15 protein-coding genes are annotated in these 19,673 nt (G+C 42.3%); 5 read left to right on the top strand and 10 right to left on the bottom strand.

What is annotated here, in order from left to right:
- Window positions 1-114 precede the first annotated feature (114 nt).
- From ACE01T_RS01075 to ACE01T_RS01065, 3 genes are all read left to right on the top strand, one after another.
- Complete coding sequence (locus ACE01T_RS01075; RefSeq protein ID WP_180176144.1) at window positions 115-1,020, top strand: pseudouridine synthase; 906 nt, start codon at window positions 115-117, stop codon at window positions 1,018-1,020.
- A 115-nt stretch (window positions 1,021-1,135) separates the two neighbouring features.
- On the top strand, window positions 1,136-1,471 hold the full coding sequence (locus ACE01T_RS01070; protein ID WP_180041695.1) for a type II toxin-antitoxin system RelB/DinJ family antitoxin: 336 nt from the start codon (window positions 1,136-1,138) through the stop codon (window positions 1,469-1,471).
- Between the two features lie 96 nt (window positions 1,472-1,567).
- Entirely contained in the window at window positions 1,568-2,011 is a 444-nt protein-coding gene (locus ACE01T_RS01065; protein WP_086195499.1) for a GNAT family N-acetyltransferase, read from the top strand.
- Between the two features lie 3 nt (window positions 2,012-2,014).
- Here the strand turns inward: ACE01T_RS01065 and ACE01T_RS01060 are convergent, their stop codons facing one another.
- Complete coding sequence (locus ACE01T_RS01060; RefSeq protein WP_300043540.1) at window positions 2,015-2,725, bottom strand: pseudouridine synthase; 711 nt, start codon at window positions 2,723-2,725, stop codon at window positions 2,015-2,017.
- A 139-nt stretch (window positions 2,726-2,864) separates the two neighbouring features.
- Between ACE01T_RS01060 and ACE01T_RS01055 the strand changes: the two genes are divergently transcribed.
- Complete coding sequence (locus ACE01T_RS01055) at window positions 2,865-3,317, top strand: DUF441 domain-containing protein (RefSeq protein ID WP_218944694.1); 453 nt, start codon at window positions 2,865-2,867, stop codon at window positions 3,315-3,317.
- A 53-nt stretch (window positions 3,318-3,370) separates the two neighbouring features.
- On the opposite strand, the gene ACE01T_RS01050 is transcribed toward ACE01T_RS01055, so the two are convergent.
- Window positions 3,371-4,546, bottom strand: coding sequence for an MFS transporter (locus ACE01T_RS01050; protein ID WP_300043538.1), 1,176 nt, complete (start codon window positions 4,544-4,546; stop codon window positions 3,371-3,373).
- 168 nt (window positions 4,547-4,714) lie between these two features.
- A complete protein-coding gene (locus tag ACE01T_RS01045; RefSeq protein WP_086195502.1) occupies window positions 4,715-5,635 on the bottom strand; it encodes a LysR family transcriptional regulator in 921 nt (306 codons plus the stop codon).
- A gap of 177 nt (window positions 5,636-5,812) precedes the next feature.
- Between ACE01T_RS01045 and metE the strand changes: the two genes are divergently transcribed.
- Window positions 5,813-8,104 carry a 5-methyltetrahydropteroyltriglutamate--homocysteine S-methyltransferase gene (gene metE / locus ACE01T_RS01040; RefSeq protein ID WP_300043536.1) on the top strand — a complete coding sequence of 764 codons (2,292 nt, stop codon included), beginning with the start codon at window positions 5,813-5,815 and terminating at the stop codon, window positions 8,102-8,104.
- 65 nt (window positions 8,105-8,169) lie between these two features.
- Here metE and ACE01T_RS01035 read toward each other — a convergent pair whose 3' ends face one another.
- The 7 genes from ACE01T_RS01035 to hrpA all read right to left on the bottom strand — a co-directional run bounded on the left by ACE01T_RS01035 (window position 8,170) and on the right by hrpA (window position 19,529).
- Window positions 8,170-8,532, bottom strand: coding sequence for a hypothetical protein (locus tag ACE01T_RS01035; protein WP_180041704.1), 363 nt, complete (start codon window positions 8,530-8,532; stop codon window positions 8,170-8,172).
- A 181-nt stretch (window positions 8,533-8,713) separates the two neighbouring features.
- Window positions 8,714-9,697, bottom strand: a complete 984-nt coding sequence (locus ACE01T_RS01030) for an ion transporter (protein ID WP_086195505.1) — start codon at window positions 9,695-9,697, stop codon at window positions 8,714-8,716.
- A 110-nt stretch (window positions 9,698-9,807) separates the two neighbouring features.
- Entirely contained in the window at window positions 9,808-11,523 is a 1,716-nt protein-coding gene (locus ACE01T_RS01025; RefSeq protein WP_180041706.1) for an AAA family ATPase, read from the bottom strand.
- Window positions 11,524-11,611: 88 nt separating this feature from the next.
- Entirely contained in the window at window positions 11,612-13,618 is a 2,007-nt protein-coding gene (locus tag ACE01T_RS01020; protein WP_300043531.1) for a hypothetical protein, read from the bottom strand.
- 181 nt (window positions 13,619-13,799) lie between these two features.
- Complete coding sequence (locus ACE01T_RS01015) at window positions 13,800-14,558, bottom strand: lysophospholipid acyltransferase family protein (RefSeq protein ID WP_180174669.1); 759 nt, start codon at window positions 14,556-14,558, stop codon at window positions 13,800-13,802.
- Between the two features lie 11 nt (window positions 14,559-14,569).
- A complete protein-coding gene (locus tag ACE01T_RS01010; RefSeq protein WP_086195508.1) occupies window positions 14,570-15,679 on the bottom strand; it encodes a beta-ketoacyl-ACP synthase III in 1,110 nt (369 codons plus the stop codon).
- 28 nt (window positions 15,680-15,707) lie between these two features.
- Window positions 15,708-19,529 (bottom strand): ATP-dependent RNA helicase HrpA, encoded by a 3,822-nt coding sequence (hrpA, locus tag ACE01T_RS01005; protein ID WP_395518572.1) that lies wholly within the window; start codon window positions 19,527-19,529, stop codon window positions 15,708-15,710.
- Window positions 19,530-19,673 lie beyond the last annotated feature (144 nt).

Genomic DNA, 19,673 nt, shown 5'->3' with positions numbered 1-19,673 from the left:
AGCATCGCACCGCTTTATTGCCCATGTTCACACTTCCAAATATGGAACTTTTCCTGCATTTCATTGTAAATAGCAGTGATTTTATGCACAGCAGATTGATCTACGACAAATCACATGACCAGTACTGAATTTCTTCCGCCCATGATTGATGGTGTTAGCGCAAGTAAAGTTTTTCTTCCTAAAACCTCTACTGCACCAGACAGTGTATATCAATATCTTTGTCAGCAATTTCCGCATATCAAGCCTGCTGAATGGCAACAACGTTTTACTGACGCTTTAATTTATGATGCCGCAGGCAATATCTTAACGGTTGATGCACCTTATAATGAAAATAGTCATGTGTTCTATTACCGTTTTTTAGCCCATGAAATACCCGTTCCGTTTGAACATAAAGTTTTATTTGAAAACAAACATTTGCTGGTCATCGATAAACCACATTTTTTAACCATCAGTCCGACGGGGCAATACGTACAGGAAACCCTGCTGGTACGATTAAAAAAACAGACCGGCAATGAATTTCTAACCCCGATTCATCGTTTAGATCGCGAAACTGCCGGTGTGGTTTTATTCTCAAAACAGGTTGCCAGCCGTGCAATCTATCAGGAGATGTTCGCCAAACGTGAGGTAAAAAAAACCTATCACGCTATTGCACCGTTTCATGCCACTTTAACATTTCCATGTTATACACGTTATCGTATGGAAAAAGGTGAACCCTTCTATACCATGCAAGTGGTTGAAGGCAAAATAAATAGTGAAACAGAGATTGATCTGATCGAACATGATAGAGCATGGGGAAAATATGAGCTAAGACCAACCACCGGCAAGCAACACCAACTGCGGCTGCACTTAAGTAGTTTAGGCATTGCCATTAAAAACGATCCATTTTATCCAACAGTACAACATAAAAGAGAAGATGATTTTTCTGCACCACTGCAACTGTTAGCCAAACATATTGCATTTATTGATCCCCTGAGTGGACAGAACATGACTTTTTCATCCCATTTTGACCTAACGTTGTAATATCTTTGTCATTACAAAATATTTTGGTAAATCGAACGTATGAATATTGAAATTACATTCAATTTGATTAAAATAAATGCTGAAAAGTTAAGTAATTAGACGTATTTAAAAAATCATGAGAAAAACCGAAGTTTATCAAATACGACTGGATTCCCAAGAAAAAAAGCATGCTTTTGCAGTATTTAAACAATTGGGCATTACGCCAGCACAAGCAGTCCGACTATTTTTCAAACAAGTTGTTTTAACAAAATCTATTCCATTTTCTATTGAAAATCAGAATATTAACCTTGATCAACTGCAAAAAATCCGAAAATTAAAGCAACAACAAAACCCTTCAAACAGCTCTACAGAACAGGCTGTTTCTCATGATCAGGACTTCGATCTGGATGACGACCATCTTGACCTTTTTGAAGAACTGAATGCCATTTTGGGTGAAAGTGACAAAACTTAACACTGTCGCATTTACAAACAAAATTTAGAAAAATTCTCATAAAAACTTAGGTATGCTTCATGCAAAGACTATAAAAAAAAAAGCATGGAGTATCGCATGATCGTACGACGCGCCTCTTTAGAAGATTTACACCCCCTTGCTGTTTTATTCGATGAATACCGTCAATTTTATGGTGCTTCTTCTAATCTGGATGTATCTTATCAATTTTTAAAGCAGCGATTTCAAAATCAGGAAAGCATCATTTTCATTCATGTAAAAGATGATATTTTTACCGGTTTTATTTTGTTATATCTCGGCTTTTCATCAGTCGCCTGTAGCACCTATTACATTCTGGATGATGTTTACGTCACCCCGACTTTTCGTCGTCAGGGTTCAGCCAAACAGCTCATCGATACTGCGATTTTATTTGCACGTCATGAAAACGCTCAACGTATCAGCCTACAAACGCAAAAGAATAATTATCAATCCCATCAGCTTTATCAAAAAATGGGTTTTGTCAAAGATGATGAATTCCAAACCTATCATTGTTTCCTGAAATAACAATTAAGCTGTCATTCTTGTCTTGGCTAATTCCACCTGTTCGGGGCTTAAATAGATCCAATGCCCTTCTTCTAAATCTGTTAACTCCAAAGCGCCAATCTGCTGACGATGCAATCGCTCTACTTTATTCCCCACTGCGGCCAGCATGCGTTTGACCTGATGATAAACGCCCTGATGAATAGTCAGCTGCAATTCATGTTCAGCCAGTAGAATGATATCAGTCGCGGCAAAAATACCCGATTCATTGCGCAATTCCACTCCCTGCTTTAACTGCTGAATATGCTCTTCCGTTACAGCATCAGCGGTTTGCATACGATAAACTTTGGCCACATGTTTTTTCGGATGGGTTAAGGCCTGTAGAAATTGTCCATCATCAGTCAATAACAACAATCCACTGGTGTCCTGATCTAGACGACCCACACACTGCAAGCCACGATTCATCAGCACATCATCAAATAAATCAAATACGCTAAAATGATGGGTGGCCTGATGTGAACACTCATAACCTTGCGGCTTGTTTAAGGCAATATACACTTTTTCCCGATAATCAAATGTTTCACCATAGACCGTAAAAGTTAAATCCTTTAAATCCAGTTTATGTTTTGGATTGCTGATGACTTCCCCTTGAATGGCAATCGCTCCGTTTTTAATGAGCTGCTGGCAATGTTTACGCGAACCAAAACCCTGGGATTGCAACATCTTTTCCAACAACATAGACCTAACCTTTTACTCTCACGGAATGCGCATTCTATACTGAAATGAGGGGTATTTTTATTGTTCCTGCTTTTTCGGGCAAATCTTCCATCAAAACCTTATACAATAGTAATGATTTATAAATTTCTCCCTTGAAATAATGTCCCATCTCGATTTAAACCTGATTGTCCTGCTGGTTTTATTGGCCTGTGGTATCTTTAGCCATAATAGTGCCGTAACGATTGCTGCAGGTGTACTGATCGTTTTTCGCATTACCCCGCTGAGTGAATATTTTCCCTATCTGCAACAACATGGTTTAAATATTGGCATCATTATTTTAACTATTGGCGTTCTGACTCCGATTGCCAGTGGCAAAATTCCCGGCGATGCCATTTTAAAATCCTTCTTGAGTTTTAAATCCTTACTTGCCATCGCCATTGGCGTACTGGTCGCATGGCTAGGTGGACGCGGAGTCAAACTGATGAGCAATCAGCCTGACGTGGTTGCAGGCTTGCTGATTGGTACGGTTGCAGGTGTGGCAGTATTGCGCGGCGTTCCTGTCGGCCCTTTAATTGCAGCAGGGATATTAACCCTGTTTATTGGTCATTCTTGATTTTTTATTCTTAAGCCTGACAACGGATGATTGACAGGCTTGATCTGCACACTTTATGCAGCTTTTCGAAATAAAATTCTGGTTAAAAGCATGCCAATCAGGGATAGGCTTGCCATTAAAATTCCCACCCAAAACCATCCACCTGTGGCCAGTACAATTGAGGCAATCAAAGGCGGCAACAGAAATTGAGATGTGGCGGAAAATTGCAAGACTAATCCTATTGTAGTGGTAATGGCAATCGGCTTTGCGGAAAAATTTAATACTTGAGAAAACACGACCACTGCGACCAAACCGCCAAATAATGAAAAGCTCAAAACCAATATAAATTGCAGAATAAAGGGCAAAAATTCGCGTAACAGATAAAAACTCAGGGCACAGACCATTAAGGTGGCAAAACCGGTTTGGACTAAAGTTTGAGGCCGCAAACCACGCTGTAACATTAAACCACACACAAAGGTGCCAACAGCATTGGCAATCGCCACGATTGCCGTTAAGGCTCCTGCCACGGCTAAAGGAATTTGATATTGCTGATAAATGCTGGGCAAAAATCCCACCAGACTCAACCATTGTCCGGCATATACACCAAAAATAGCGGCCAGAATCCAGGCTGGAGGATGTTTTAAAGTCAGTTTAATTAAATCAAATACTGCAACCAACTGGGTATGGGTCTGCACTGCGGGAATAACCCTGTAAATCACAGCTGCCAAAGCCAGTGATAATATCCCGAAACATATCCAAACCCCTTGCCAGCCCATACTATTGATCAGGAATGGCGTACACAGCAAGCCTATTCCCATTCCGCCTCCCATATAGGCGCTCCATAGCCCCATCTTGGCTTGTAACTGCTCGAGCGGAACCAGTTGGCGGATAAAAGCAGGACCACTTAAGGTAATCAGTAAAAATCCGAAACCTTCAACCACACGCAGTGCCAGCAATGCCGGGAATTCCTGCACAAAACCACCAGTAAAACTGGCGAATGCGAGTAAACTCAAGCCCAATAGTACACAGCGTTTTAAGCCAATTTTAGCGGTATAACTACCCAGCACGAGTGCCATGCACATACCGGCAACCTGTACCAGAGATAATAAAAAACTGGCTTGTACCAAGCTGATGCCTAACTCGGCTTGGAGTACAGGAACCGCGGGTGGCAACTTGCCTACATGCATGGCAGCGACAAATCCTGCTGCAATAATCCATAAATCTTTGCTGAGCCAACGCACGGCACTCACAACCTTCTCCTTCGGCAATTCCAGCGTTAGACTAGCAAGAATAAAAACGATTATTTATCGTTGATTTGAATAAGCTAAGAGCTTGCAACAATCAATCTAGCATTGACTCGGATCATGAAAAAATTCCCTATAAGGCTTTGATTCTATATAGGATTCAAGCACGATTTTTTAAGCAGAATAATACGGATTACGCTTTTGCGAGAATTTTTCCAGTTGTTTCAGGAAACCCTCAAAATAGCTTTTTTCTTTTTCTTCAGTTCGATAACCCGCATACAAGGTCCGGCGCAAACCACTCGCAGAAACGCAATCCAAACGGCGCGAAGTCACCCATCCCTTTTGTTCATATTCATTCACCACCCAGTCTGGAAGTGCAGCAATACCTCGCCCACTGGCCACCAGTTGAATCAGCATTTGGGTTAAATCCGTGGTCCGGATCTGTTTGGGTTGAATATTGGCAGGAATAAACAGTTTCGCCATGATATCCAGACGGTGCTTATCTACCGGATAAGTAATCAGAGTTTCCTCTGCCAATTCCTGCACGGTAATACGTTCTGCACGAACCAGTGGATGAGTGTTCGACAAGACCAGACGTGATTCATATTCAAAAATCGGAAAATATTCGATGCCTTTTAAGGCAATCGGATCTGCCGTAATTAACAGGTCAAATTCGGCATTTTGCAGCAGTTCATGTGGATTGGCTTCAAAGCCGGAAGCAAAATCCAGATCTACATCTGGATATAAGTGGCGATACTGGTTGAGCAGTGGCATTAACCAGTCAAAACAGCTATGACATTCAGAGGAGAAAATAATACGCCCAGTCTGGCCATGCACAATACGGGTAATATCTGTCTGGGTAATCTGAATTTGTGGCAGTACATCATCTGCCAATTTGAGCAAACGCTGCCCCACATTGGAAAAAGTGACCGGTCGGCTACGGCGATTGACCACCTCTACCCCATACCAGTGATCGAGTTCTTTTAACTGATGTGAAATAGCCGATGGTGTTAAACACAAGTCATTGGCAGCAGCCACCAGTGAACCATGTTCACGCAGAGCAGTCAGTGTTTTTAAATGGCGAATTTCTAACATATTAATAGTCATTCCAACAGAGCATAATTTTTGAGGCCTTGTACGTGAAGCCCAAAAGCAAAAAATCACATAATGAATAAAAATAATTTTAACATGAAAATAATGAGTTTGATTCATCTTTATTTTTGTTCATGATAGTTGCAACAAAATGAGATCATCTATCTCCCTGGAAATATCATGACTTTAACTACACATATTTTGGGCTACCCACGCATTGGTGCAAAACGTGAACTTAAATTTGCAGAAGAAAGCTATTGGAAAGGTGAAATAACTCAAGCAGAATTTTTAGCAAAAGCCCAAGCGCTAGAAGCAAGTAACTGGCAAGCACAAATAGATGCCGGCTTATCTTTGGTGACTGTGGGTGACTTTGTATTTTATGACAGTATTTTAACCCATGCCGTGCGTTTAGGAGTAATTCCAGCCCGCTTTAAAGAAGCTGAAAAGCTAAATCAAGTTGATCAACAGTTCTATTTGGCACGGGGTCGTGCACCCCACTGCACCGATGTTGCTGCACTAGAAATGACCAAATGGTTTGACACCAACTACCACTACTTAGTACCTGAATTAAATTCAGCACAACAGTTTAAAGCTGATTTTTCTGATTTACTGGCGCAAGTCGATCGCGCCAAGGCATTGAATCAACCACTTAAAGTGGTACTCCCTGGTTTAGTCAGCTTTCTGTATTTATCCCGTATTGTCGATGCAAATACAGCAGAAGCAGAAAAACATGCCTGTGAATGTGGAAATGATCATGCTGACATAAGCGCAGATCAGACAAATTTAAAATTTGTAGATGCATTGCTGCCAATTTATGCAGCATTATTCGATGAACTCAAAGCACGCGGCGTAGAATATGTACAGGTCGATGAACCGGCTTTAGTACTTGATCTTGCACCAGAATGGCAAGCTGCATTTGAACAGGTTTATTATCTGTTACAACGTCATGATGGTTTAAAATTGATTGTGGCAAGTTATTTTGAAACTCTAGGTGCCAATTTAAATCTTGCTGTCAATCTCCCAGTTGCAGGCTTACACATTGACATTACCCGTGAAAAAGTGGGTGAGTTTTTCTGGAAAAAAGTCATTGACCAATTACCCACACACAAAATCTTGTCTTTGGGCTTAATCAACGGTCGTAGTGTTTGGGCAAGTGACCTAGTGGCCCTGAATGATATTGTTCAAACAGCACAAAAATCTTTAGGTGAGCGTTTATGGCTTGCTACGGGCTGTTCATTGCTGCACGTGCCGGTTGATCTGCGTTCTGAAACTATTCCTGCTGAAGTAGATGGCAAACTTGCTTTTGCCCGCCAAAAACTAGAGGAGCTTGTCGCCTTAGCAAACGGTCACATTTATGCAAATGGAAAACTTTCTAAAGCTGTGGATGCACCATTTGATTTAGTGGCCCAATCTCGCCAAGCACCGTTTGAAATTCGTTTCAAGGCCCAACAAGAAAAACTGAAGTTGCCTTTGATCCCGACCACGACCATCGGTTCATTCCCACAAACTGCTGAAATTCGTGCAGCACGTGCAGCCTGGAATAACGGAAATTTGACCAACGATGCCTATGAAGCAGCAATGAAAAAAGAAATCGCATATGCGATTCAACAGCAAGAAGAACTTGGTCTAGATGTTCTGGTACATGGTGAAGCCGAACGTACCGACATGGTTGAATACTTTGCAGGTCTGCTGGACGGCTTCTGGTTATCCAAGTTTGGTTGGGTTCAGTCTTACGGTAGTCGCTGTGTTCGCCCGCCAATCATCGTGGGGGATATCACTCGTCCAAATGCAATGACAGTGAAATGGATTGAGTATGCCAATACCTTATCTGACAAGATTGTCAAAGGCATGTTGACCGGCCCGGTTACTATTCTAAACTGGTCATTCCCTCCTGCGCATCGGACTCGTCGTGAAGTATGTTTACAGCTGGCTGAAGCAATCCGTCAGGAAGTCTCTGATCTGCAAGATGCTGGTGTCGAAATTATCCAGATTGATGAAGCGGCATTCCGTGAAGGTTTACCCCTGCGTAAAGCCGATCAGGCTGAATACTGGGATTGGGCGGTAAAATCGTTCAAACACTGTTCAAGCAGCGCACGTATGGATACGCAAATTCATACCCACATGTGTTATTCAGACTTTAAAGACTGCCTGCCACAAATCACAGCGATGGATGCAGATGTCATCACGATTGAAACTTCCCGTTCAGGTTTACAGCTGTTAGACGTGTTCCACGAGCAAGGTTATCCCAATGCAGTTGGTCCAGGTGTGTATGACATTCACAGTCCACGTACCCCTACCAGTGACAACATGCGTACCGTGATTGATGGTGCATTAAAAACCATTCCTGCTGAACGTTTATGGGTCAATCCGGACTGCGGCTTAAAAACACGTGGTTGGGCTGAGACGAAAATAGCACTGGCAACGCTAGTGAAAATGGCCAAAGAAGTACGTAAAGAGCTGCAAGCTGCATAATCCAGATTGCACAATAAAAATAGCTCCTTTATCGGAGCTATTTTTAGCATCCAATTCAGGATGAACTAACTAAAATTATAATATTGTCCTGTACTAAAATCATACAGCGTTATGGTCGAGCCAGAAATGGTAATTTCGTAGTAACTTGAGTTGCCATAATGATAGCCTTCGTATTTTTTTATGCCTTTCTTTTTTAAACTGATAAATTCGCTATGACCATAATCATACAGGTTAAACTCACGGCCGGTGTTTCGTCCCTCAAAAACAGCTGATCGGTGATAATCATAAAGTTTTGCCTCGCCCGCATTGACGTTGCCGCTGATTTGAGAATAGGCACTTTCATTGTAATCATAAATATTTGACTTATGATTGCCGAATTCCAGCTTGGCCACCACCAAAGCCAAAGCCGCTCGCTGATACTGTTTCATTTATTTTCCTTTTAATTTTTATTTTAAGTTAATGAAAAAATCATCCTGTTTTTTCAACTTTAAAACTGATACAGATTATTGTTCTTCACAAATAACATAACAAATTATTTTTCTAACTCAAAGTGATGATTTTTTGCAATGCAAGCCATGTATGAAATGTCAACAGAACCTAAATATCAGCTTAATCTGGCAATTTTTTTCCGCAATGTGGGCAATAGGCATATTGCTCGCGTTCTTGCTTCAATGCTTCTTCTCGTTGCTCGCGCAGCAACTGGAAAATAATATTGCGCGTTTGCTCTGAAGTGAGTCCCACCTCTTTACGCATACTTTCTATTTTTTCCTGATCATTGAATAGATCAATTTCAGAACTTTGCAATAACTCTCTAAATTTCAATTCCAGATTCTGCTTACGCTGTTCGAGTTCATAGGTCAGGCCGGTTGCCAAGATACCTGCCGGTAAAGCGGCCAGCCCCACGCCTAAAATGGTAATAATTGCGCCCAAAAAACGCCCCAAAGGAGTAATCGGTGTTACATCTCCATAACCCACAGTGGTCAAGGTCACTACCGCCCACCACATCGATGCTGGAATTGAAGTAAACACCTCAGGTTGAGCTTTACTTTCGACCACGTAAATACAGGCGGCAGCCATCACAATCATGATGCTTAAAATAAAGAGAACCGCCTGAAAAGACCCTTTTTCACGTTCAATCACGCGCAATAGAATTTGCAGGGAGACAAAATAGCGTGTCAACTTTAACAGTCGCATGAGCCGTAAAATTCTCAGGAAGCGTAAATCAATCGGCACCCAGAAATTAATATAAGCTGGCAAGATGGCAAATAAATCAATGATTGCTGCACCACTTTTGACCCAGTTCAGGCGATTCTTCCAGGCACTGTAAAATGGATTTTCTTCGGCAACTGACCAAAAACGGAGTAAATATTCAAGCGAAAAAATGAAGATAGAAAAATATTCGAAAAAATCGAAAAATGCCGCATAGGATTGATACACATCATTTACCGACTCCAATAATATGGCTGCCGCATTACCCAGGATCAATAAAATTAAAAAATAGTTGATCGTCCGACTAAACCTGGTTTCGTAGTCTTCATTATGTAAATTGTTATAAACGAATCTTCTTAGTGTATACCACGTGCTAAATGCCATAGCCGTACATGTTGTAATTTAAAGGCTGTAGTTTAACCCAAGTTGGAAAAGATGTAATGCGTGACAAGCCAAGAAGCCCTCATCACGCATTCATTTTATTTTATTTCAATTTATTCAACAAAAAGCAAAGCTAAACGTACTTGGTCATAGCCCATACGTGGACTGGTCGCTTCTACAATCGGACGCAGCTTAATTGCACCATCCTCACTAAAGTTTTCAGGACTTTGACGTTTCATCAAGCGTTTATAAATTTTACGCACCTGTTCCACCACTTCATCCCCCGGATGAGCCACGGAAATGTCCAAGCCCTGCTCTTTATGTAATTTCGCCAAATGATTGATAATGGTCGCAGGAGTCAAGCCACGCTCAACGGCAATATCCTGAATTTCATAACCTTCTTCAAACAATTCACGAGTTTCATCCAGTGTGGCTGTCGCATAATTGGTTTTGCCACCACTTTTCGCTATTTTCTTTTCATTACGCTGAATTTCAGCTTCATTCAAGGTACCACCACAGTGACGAATAAAAGCTTTATGCTGCGGTGTTAAATCAATCAGTTGGAAGTGATTTTCCGCTTCTTCAGACAGTTCCTGAAAACGTCGATCGGCCTTAATGGCCAAACTGTCCAACTCCAAAGCCTGTTCATTCATACCCAGCAGCTTTAAGCCACTTAATGCTTTTAAACGCGACAACGCCACATAACCCTGACCTTTCTCAAAGGTATGCGCCAGATTAATCTCGGCCGCTTCCAGCGTCATGCCTTGCGACTTATGAATAGTAATGGCCCAAGCCAGACGTAATGGAATCTGCTGAAAACTGGCAATAGTTTTACCTGCATCATTATCGACTGACCAGGTTTCAGGTTCCACCAGCAGTACCGTACCGTCGGTTAATTTTACTTTTGGCAAAATGCCATATTCATCATCTTCTTCAAAGCCAATGACCTCGCCCAGACTGCCGTTAATATAGCCCATATCAAAGTTGTTTTTGACAAACATGACCTTGGCATTTTTCTTTAAAGTCAGGTTTTCAGGCGCACGAACCGAAGATTTTAGGGTTTCAATCAGCTTGTCATTGCCATCACAGATGGCGTCAAACTGCTTGCTTTCGGCATCAATAGCATTCAGATGCTTAAAGTTGATGCTATCCACATCCATATTGTGGGTATATAAACGGGTAAAGGTTTCTCCCACGTTCTGCTGGCGGGTCTGCTCCAAAGCCTGAAGATGTTCGACACTTATACTCTGGTTGCGAATGGCATTTAAAATATCATTTAAATAGTCATTACCTTGTCGGTGCTGCTCGGTCAGATAACAAACGCGAAATTTGGCTTCCACCCACGCATCCGACATAAAGCAGAATTTATCCCGGTTACGTTCTTCATTTTTACCTACCGGTGGCAACTGGAAAAAATCGCCAGCAACGATGACCTGAATCCCGCCAAAGGCTTCATCACTTTCTTTAAAATATTTTAAAACCTGATTGACCAGATTCAGCTGCTTGGCATGCAGCATGGAAATTTCATCAATAATCAGTACCTGGGCATTTTCTAAATGCTCTTTAAGGTACTTGCGCTCTTTCATGTTTTTCAGGTCAGCATCGGATAAAAAATCCTTGATGCCGATTCCCGCCCAGGTATGAATGGTCATGCCATTCATATGCGTTGCAGCAATCCCGGTTGATGCCGTAATCGCCACAGGCACCTTACGGGCTTTTAAATAATTGATGTACTGATTGAGTGTATAGGTTTTCCCTGCACCTGCCGAACCTGTTAAAAAGACATTTTCGCCCGCTTTCAAAAGCTTGAGTGCAGTTTCTTGTTTCATAAGACCTATAACCGTAAATTAACGGCTATAGCCTACCGATTTTTTCCCTAAAAGTTAAGCCCAGAAAAAAGTTTAGCGACAGCCACTGTCACTTAAACGGCGCAAACTGCTGGTTTAACCAGGAGATAAATTGCAACGCAATATTGACAAAAAGATATTCGGTTTTTCTATTATGCGGATATTCCAGCTGGTCATAGATCAGCTGACCTTCTCGCAGGTAGCAGCCTAAGGTCATATGCAGCTTGCCGGTTTGTGAAACCATATGAAAAGCCACATACTCTCTTTCCATAATGCGCTGTGCATAGCTTGCCGCCAGACAATTCTGACATCTCTGCGACTCTTCAATAAGACGGTCCAGATCTGTCAATTCTTCAAAGCTCCAGCTGGAAAAGTGCATGAATTTTTCCGGCATCACAGCTTGCCAGACCGACACCGCATAATTTTTCCTGAGCTGGCTGATAATTTCCCGCTTCTGGATGTGATTATGCCAATCCGTGGCCTGATGATAAAACCCGATCCAGCTGGTATTTTTCGCTACAGGCTGATTATCCTTAAAAAACTCAACCAGATAATCTCGCACATAGGAGTCGAACACCGACACCCGGATATTTCGACCACGCAGATAAAAAATCTGCCGGAACTCATCCTGACGCATTTTGTAGTGCTGCAATACGCTATAAAATTCGCGATTTTGATGGGTTTCCGGTCGGATATATGCCATTAAATCATTGCCGAAACCTCGGGTTATTTTGTGCAGATACAACATATAGGCCTGCATCACCCGACTTAAACGCAAATAGATTTTCTTGACTGTTTGCTCATTGCCTTGTGTGACATTGCGCATTAAGTCCATCCATTCATCCAGATACAAAATGGAAGGACTGATAGCAATGCGATGGTCTTCCAGAGACTGGCTCTGTCCTTTAAGCATCATACTCTGATTATATTCATGCTCAAACCAGGCTTCCTGCAGGGCAAAATAATGACAGCTATGAATAAACATGCGTGCTGAACAATGCTGAAAGTACTGTAAAGTTGCCAGAATGACCTGGGGGTGAACCTGACTGCTATCGATAAAACTGAATGCCGTGACTGCTACCCGGACACTGCTGTGCTGAATATTACGGCTCAGCCAGTCCAGAACCTCGGCAGACTGTTTAAACAGCCAGTTTACCACTCGCGGATAATCAAATAACGGCAATTTTGCAACTTTCTTTTGCCAGACCACAGTCGAGCCATGCAGAAAATTATGTTTTGAGAGTAAATTATCACGCTGCCAGAGTTCACGCCGCATTAAACGCACAAAGCCAAGCAAGGCAGGTTGTTCCTGGGCATGCCGATAGAGCAAATGGATATCATCCTGATGTTCCATTAACTCATGCAAGTTAAAACGCTCTTCAAATGAAAGTGCCATAATGCGGTACATGGCCACAGGTAAAAACTGCGCAGCGCTAAAACAAAACTCATCCAGCGCTTCCATTAAAGGCTGCAAGGGTAAAAATTCATCTCCATACACCTTTTGAATAGAACACATCTCTTGTAAAAACTGGATGAGCGTTTCAGGCAATGCGGTTTTATTCATCACATAATCTGTCAAAACAGCAAAAGAATAGATATTGGCTTTAATCATCAGCTGATCAATAATTTCAGCTTCAAGCAATGAAAGATTTTTCAGATAGGCTCGCACCCGTTCCGCACCATGCACCCACAGATACAGCTGATCAAGCAAGAGCTGTCGCAGCTGCTGGGCTTTTTGACGCAGATACAAAGAATGTTGCGGCTTTAAATCATTGGTGAGAAAGTACAGATCATGAAGGATAAACTCTTCCAGTAGTTCAGCTTTTTGTCCAAGATAAGTAAAATCACCATGCAAAATGCTTTTCTGCGCAGAGTCAGGGGCATAAAATTGTAACTGAAACAGACCATTGGCCACTTGTACCGTATGCCATTCCTGATCAATACGAAACATATTTTGTGCATTCAGCCCACCGACAATATTGAGCTGATGTTGAAGAATGTCATTTAGACTTTTAGAAATTCTGAGTAACTGTTTCGCAATCCCTTGATATTGCGGTACTAAACGATCCTGTTCCATACTCGCCTCAAATTGAATAATCATCCTAAGATGAATTTAATCATGTTAATCATATAGTAATCTAGTAAAGATACTGTATGCTGAGTTCAAAATTTAAGCAAATTTGCCTGATCAATTGCTAAAACCCAATCACTGCTTCATCCATTTATACTTGTGGAAATGAAATACAGGCCAAACCTAGTCAAACTTTTCTGTGGTCACGTTGTCGTTTTAAATCGTCTAAACCTGCATAAATTTGCTGCTGAATCTGATCACGAAAATCTTTTAATTGTTCCGTATTTTTGATATGCATCAAGCTTTGTCGCGGCATAAATTGAAAATAAAAAGGCAGACGCTTCGGAATGATACTTTTAGGCAAGGATGGAATGACATCACCATGACGCAACAATTTATCCAGTTGCGGCAACTTTAACAATTTTTGAAACCACGCGCTTTCAATAATCCGATTGGCATCGAATCCCAGCTCAAAAACTTCATCGCCGCCTAAAGCCGCAAAAGGGACAATATCATAGTTAAATTCTTGCGCGAGTTTTAGAAAACCATAACGCTGTTTCCAGATCAGTTGATAAGCTTCGCCCTTTCTTTTTAAAACTTCCCGCCCGCCTCCGGGAAAGACCAGAATCGAATAACCTTGCTGCATCGCTGCACGAATATAGGCTTTTTCACCATCGACAGCACCGAATTTCTTAAACAGGGTACGCCAGCCAGGCAAATAAAAATGGCCATGATCAGCAACACTGACCACAGCCACTTGATGATGATTATATAAATAATCAATCAGAATCGGGGAATCAAATATCCCATATAGGGTGTGATTCCCGACATACATTGCAGGTTTGGCAGCATCAATCTGTTCAGCCCCTAAAAAGGTTGGGGTGAAATACAGTTTGGACAACGCACTGAGGCATTTAATCCATCTGGCATCATGCTTAACCTGCAATAGATGATTCCTTATGCTACAACGTGTTTTTGCACCAGAACCGAGCCAACAGAATAACCCGCACCGAATGAACAAAGCAGACCATATTCACCATCATTCACTTCATGTGCAGTACGGTGTAATGCAATGATCACACCTGCAGAAGAGGTATTGGCAAATTCATCCAGAATAATAGGTACTAGCGCACGGTCAGCATCTTTACCGACTACATATTTCAAGATCAAGTCATTCATGCTGGCATTGGCTTGGTGTAACCAGAAACGTTTCACATTGCTTGGTGCAATGTTATTTTTCTCCAGCTGTTTGGTAATGATTTTTGCAACCAGCGGGCACACTTCTTTAAACACTTTACGACCGTCCTGACGGAACAGCTTGTCATCCACCACTGCATCTTCACTACGATTTAAATAACCGAAGTTGTTACGGATATTGTTAGAAAATTGCGTAAACAAATGCGTATCTAAAATATCAAAACCGGTTTTAGTAGTCGTATCTTCAATAATCGATGCTGTCGCCACATCACCAAAAATAAAGTGGCAGTCACGTGAACGGAAATCGGTATGACCAGAGGTAATTTCTACATTGACCAATAAGACACGACGTGCACCGCTTCTGATTGCATCCGCAGCCTGTTTTAAACCAAAGGTTGCAGCAGAACAGGCAACGTTCATGTCATAGGCATAGCCTTGAATGCCCAAAGCGGTTTGAATTTCAATTGAAACAGCAGGATAAGCACGCTGGATGTTTGAACATGAAAGAATCACAACGTCGATATCTTCAGCTGTAACCCCTGCATTTTCCATCGCCTGTTTAGCAGCAATCACACCCCATTCGGCTTGAATGGAAAGTTCATCATTGCTACGTTCACGTAAACGCGGATATAGACGCTTCGGATCAAGGATACCTGACTTTTCAGCAACATAGCGACTTTTAACACCGGATGCTTTTTCGATAAATTCTGCATCTGAACCGCGACGCGCTTCAATCTCACCCGCTGCAATTTTGTCCGCGTTGTCGTGGTTAAACTGTTCCACATAAGCATTTAAACTTGCAACCAATTCATCATTGCTAATGGATTCTTCTGGATGATAAAGACCGGTACCGGTAATACGAATGCCCATGTAAAACTCCCGTTAATTTTGCGCTCTGTTAATTAATGCCCAATTGATGCCATACTTTTTGCAGGCGGGTTGGAGAAACCGGCATTTTTGTTTTCATTGGTTGTGAGAACAGGGAAATACGAAATTCTTCGACCATAAAGTACAGATCTTTCAGGCGAGCGTCATTTTTAAACTTAAACAATTTTTCCATCCATGGGTCAACTTGCTCAATGGCAGAATTATCCCTTTGCAGGTTATTTGGCAAGCGTTCTAGACGCAAGACCAAGGCCTTTAAATAGCGTGGAAATTCCTGCCATATATCAAAAGATTTGACATACACACAGTTGGAAAGACTCATTAAATCAAGCTGATCTTCAAGATCATCAATATTTTTTCCAAAGATAGAATCGTCTAAAACCAACAATTTTCGACGAATATCCTGCCATTGAATATAAATATCGCTCAGTATAGATAATGCCACTTGACCATGCGTTAGGAAAGATTTTTTTACATTTAAAAGCAAGTTTTGAAACTCTTCAGTATTGACAGGAAGCTCATTTATTGCCATCTGAAGGGTGGCATAAACCAACATCTGCTCCAGTTGGGCCTTATCGCCCAGAGGCGAATAAGCCAAAGCCAGCGGTTTGGAAATCTGTTTTTTCAGCTGACGTACCAGATCGCCGAGCTGCATATACACCAGACGAATGACCCCTTCCCGATGCTGTTTAATCGCTTCCGCCTGGTCATTAAAGGTTTGAATCACCACACCAGATTCATCTTTGGCATCTAGTTCTGCAAATGCTTTGGTCGGTACCAGCGCCTGATATTGCTTTACCACAACACCGGTCACTTTTTGTGAAGCTTCAAAAGTAAAATTTTCAGGGAAAACTTTAAATTCGCCTTTGAGCTGCTTGACCGGACTATGTGTTTCGGTACGGCAACGTGCTTTCAGTTCTGGCAGATCACGACCTTTTTCAATCACCCGACCTTTTTCATCAATCACTTTAATCAACGGCAGCAAATACTGCTCGATCCGTTCAAAGGAAAAGTCTTTTTCGCTAATTTGTTCGCCACGCAACTGGAAAGCCAAAAACTTGAAGATATGCTCACGTAAATGAACTGCATCAATGATTTTCATCAGTTTGCGTGCAGTATCCGGAATCGGCACCAGATTGCGACGCTTGTCTTTAGGCAAGGATTTCAATAAGGCTTCAATCAAGTCCTCACGCCAGCCTGGGATGCCCCATGACCAGATACCTTCATCGACCTGTGGCAAGGCCTGTAGCGGGATTTTAACCGTCGCTCCATCTTCATCATGGCTTGGATCAAAACGGTAGCTCGTTGCCAGACGCAAAGCGTCATTATGCAAATAATCCGGAAATTGCTGCGTGGTCGGACGGTCATTTATCCACAGCGCATCATCTTCGACAAATAAATAGCGCGGATTTTGCGGCTCAACTGTCGCACGCCAGTCTTCAAAACTTCGACGGCTCGCCACTTCTGGCGGTACTTTCTCGGCATAAAACTGATAGATGGTTTCTTCATCCACCACCAGATCACGACGACGCAGCTTATCTTCTACCCGTTCCACTTCTTCCAGCTTGAGCAGATTATTCTTTAAGAATGGCGGGGTGATACCCAAATTGCCTGTGGTTAAAGCATCGCGCAGGAAGATTTCATGCGCTGCCGCCTGATCAACCTTTTCATAATTCATCAAACGTTTCGGTTCGATAATTAAACCAAACAAGGAAATCTGATCATAACAATTAACGATACCGGCTTTCTTCGACCAATGTGGCTCAAAATAGTGATGTTTCAGTAAGTCACGCGCAGCCAGCAGAATCCATTCCGGTTCGATCTTCGCCAAGGTACGCAAATATACCTGAGAGGTTTCCACCATCTCAAAGGCCATTACCCACGGCGTATTGGTTTTATGCAAAGTCGATGCCGGGAAAATACGGGCTTTTTGCTGACGAACGGCCATAAACATATTGCGTTCATCGGTCTTATTGGCAATAAACGAAAGCAAACCGGTCAATAAGGCACGGTGCAAGTTTTCATAACTGGCTTTTTTATCATTAAAGGAAAGCTTTAAGCCTTGCGCCAATTCCGTCAACTGTTCATGGGTTTTCTTCCATTCGCGTAAACGTAACCAGCTTAAAAAATGCTGCCGTGCAAAATTACGACGCTTGTTCTCATTCATCGAGGCACGGTTAGCTTGCAAGGTTTCCCATAACTTGATGTAGAACAAAAAGTCAGAGTCACCTTCTTTAAACAAGGCATGCTTCTGGTCGGCTTGCATCTGTTTATCGGCCGGACGTTCACGCGGATCCTGCACGGCCAAAGCTGCGACAATAATCAGGACTTCATTCAGCACACCAAAATGCGCACCGCCTAAAATCATCCGTGCCAGACGCGGGTCGATTGGCATTTTTGCCATTTGCTGACCGATTTTTGTCAGTTCTGATTTCTTCTCGTTTAAAGCACCCAGTTCAATCAACAACTTACGGCCATCATTAACCAAGCGATGATCTGGTGGCTCAATAAAGTCAAAACTTTCCAGATCACCCAGATTTAAACTCTGCATCTGTAAAATAACCGATGCCAGGTTAGTTCGTTTAATCTCTGGTTCGGTAAATTCAGGACGGCTCTGGAAATCTTCCTCACTATACAGCCGGATACAAACACCAGGCGCAATACGGCCACAGCGGCCTTTACGCTGGTTGGCAGCCGCCTGTGATACTGCCTCAATCGGTAAGCGCTGCACCCGTGAACGGTAGCTATAGCGTGAAATACGGGCAAAACCGCTGTCGATTACATAACGGATATTGGGTACGGTTAAAGCTGTTTCAGCCACGTTGGTGGCAATAATAATGCGTCGTCCACCACCGCCAGGATTGAAAATCTTTTGCTGTTCAGCTATGGCTAAACGCGCATATAAAGGCAAAATTTCAGTATGCCGTGGACTATGCTTTTGCAAGGTTTCCTGCAATTCACGAATTTCCTGTTCGGTACTGGCAAAAATCAGAATATCGGCATGTTCAGGATGGCCTTTTTGCTGTGCATCGGCAAAACATTCTTCTACCGCTTGTACCACTGCACGCGGCAAGTTTTCTTCAAAGTCATCAAACTCGTCGTCATCACTACCGCCAATACTCATTTCTGAAATTGGACGATAACGCACTTCTACCGGATAACTGCGCCCTTCCACTTCAAAAACAGGTGCACCGTTAAAGTAGTTACTAAAACGGTTTACATCTAAGGTTGCAGAAGTAATGATGACTTTTAAATCTTTGCGGCGTGGTAGAAGCTGTTTTAAATAGCCCATGATGAAGTCGATGTTCAATGAACGTTCATGCGCTTCATCAATAATAATGGTGTCATATTTGGTCAAATAACGGTCATTGGCTAGTTCAGCCAGTAAAATACCGTCCGTCATCAAACGAACTATCGAGTCTTGCGAACCCTGTTCGTTAAAACGGATTTTAAAACCGATGGATTCACCCAGCTTCTCACCCACCTCTTCGGCAATACGCTGCGATACACTACGCGCAGCCAATCGACGCGGTTGGGTATGACCAATCATTCCGGTTAAACCGCGACCGGCCAGCATGGCAATTTGTGGTAATTGCGTGGTTTTACCTGAACCAGTTTCCCCTGCCACAATAATCACCTGGTGTTGTTGAATCGCTTCAATCAACTTATCTTTATATTGGGTAACAGGCAGGTCTTGATTGAGTTTGATGTTCGGAACACGGGACAGGCGCTCACGCACTTTATGATTCGATTTTTCTAATAATTCTTGATACTGTTTCTCGTTGGCATCTTTACCTTTGCGTAGTCGATTTAAACGATGACGGTCACGTGCCATGACCCATTGATCTACATTTAAATGACTTAACACAGATAATTTATCCCAAAACAAAAAATTGAACTGAATATTTTACGCTGTAACGCCGCAGAGAGAAAGACAGGCAAATATTTATTCATGGCGTTTGAGGTAAAGAATATTCAA

The sequence above is a fragment of the Acinetobacter uliginosus genome (assembly GCF_044130295.1).
Lineage (GTDB): Bacteria > Pseudomonadota > Gammaproteobacteria > Pseudomonadales > Moraxellaceae > Acinetobacter.
The sequence above is the reverse complement of the archived record's forward strand: the minus strand, read 5'-3'. Positions and strand labels throughout refer to the sequence as shown.

Bases quoted from the DNA above. Each gene is read 5' to 3' on its own strand.
- ACE01T_RS01075 (WP_180176144.1), top strand. From the start codon at position 115: ATGACCAGTACTGAATTTCTTCCGCCCATGATTGATGGTGTTAGCGCA.
- ACE01T_RS01070 (WP_180041695.1), top strand. From the start codon at position 1,136: ATGAGAAAAACCGAAGTTTATCAAATACGACTGGATTCCCAAGAAAAA.
- ACE01T_RS01065 (WP_086195499.1), top strand. From the start codon at position 1,568: ATGATCGTACGACGCGCCTCTTTAGAAGATTTACACCCCCTTGCTGTT.
- ACE01T_RS01060 (WP_300043540.1), bottom strand. From the start codon at position 2,725: ATGTTGTTGGAAAAGATGTTGCAATCCCAGGGTTTTGGTTCGCGTAAA.
- ACE01T_RS01055 (WP_218944694.1), top strand. From the start codon at position 2,865: ATGTCCCATCTCGATTTAAACCTGATTGTCCTGCTGGTTTTATTGGCC.
- ACE01T_RS01045 (WP_086195502.1), bottom strand. From the start codon at position 5,635: ATGTTAGAAATTCGCCATTTAAAAACACTGACTGCTCTGCGTGAACAT.
- metE (WP_300043536.1), top strand. From the start codon at position 5,813: ATGACTTTAACTACACATATTTTGGGCTACCCACGCATTGGTGCAAAA.
- ACE01T_RS01035 (WP_180041704.1), bottom strand. From the start codon at position 8,532: ATGAAACAGTATCAGCGAGCGGCTTTGGCTTTGGTGGTGGCCAAGCTG.
- ACE01T_RS01030 (WP_086195505.1), bottom strand. From the start codon at position 9,697: ATGGCATTTAGCACGTGGTATACACTAAGAAGATTCGTTTATAACAAT.
- ACE01T_RS01025 (WP_180041706.1), bottom strand. From the start codon at position 11,523: ATGAAACAAGAAACTGCACTCAAGCTTTTGAAAGCGGGCGAAAATGTC.
- ACE01T_RS01020 (WP_300043531.1), bottom strand. From the start codon at position 13,618: ATGGAACAGGATCGTTTAGTACCGCAATATCAAGGGATTGCGAAACAG.
- ACE01T_RS01010 (WP_086195508.1), bottom strand. From the start codon at position 15,679: ATGGGCATTCGTATTACCGGTACCGGTCTTTATCATCCAGAAGAATCC.
- hrpA (WP_395518572.1), bottom strand. From the start codon at position 19,529: ATGGCACGTGACCGTCATCGTTTAAATCGACTACGCAAAGGTAAAGAT.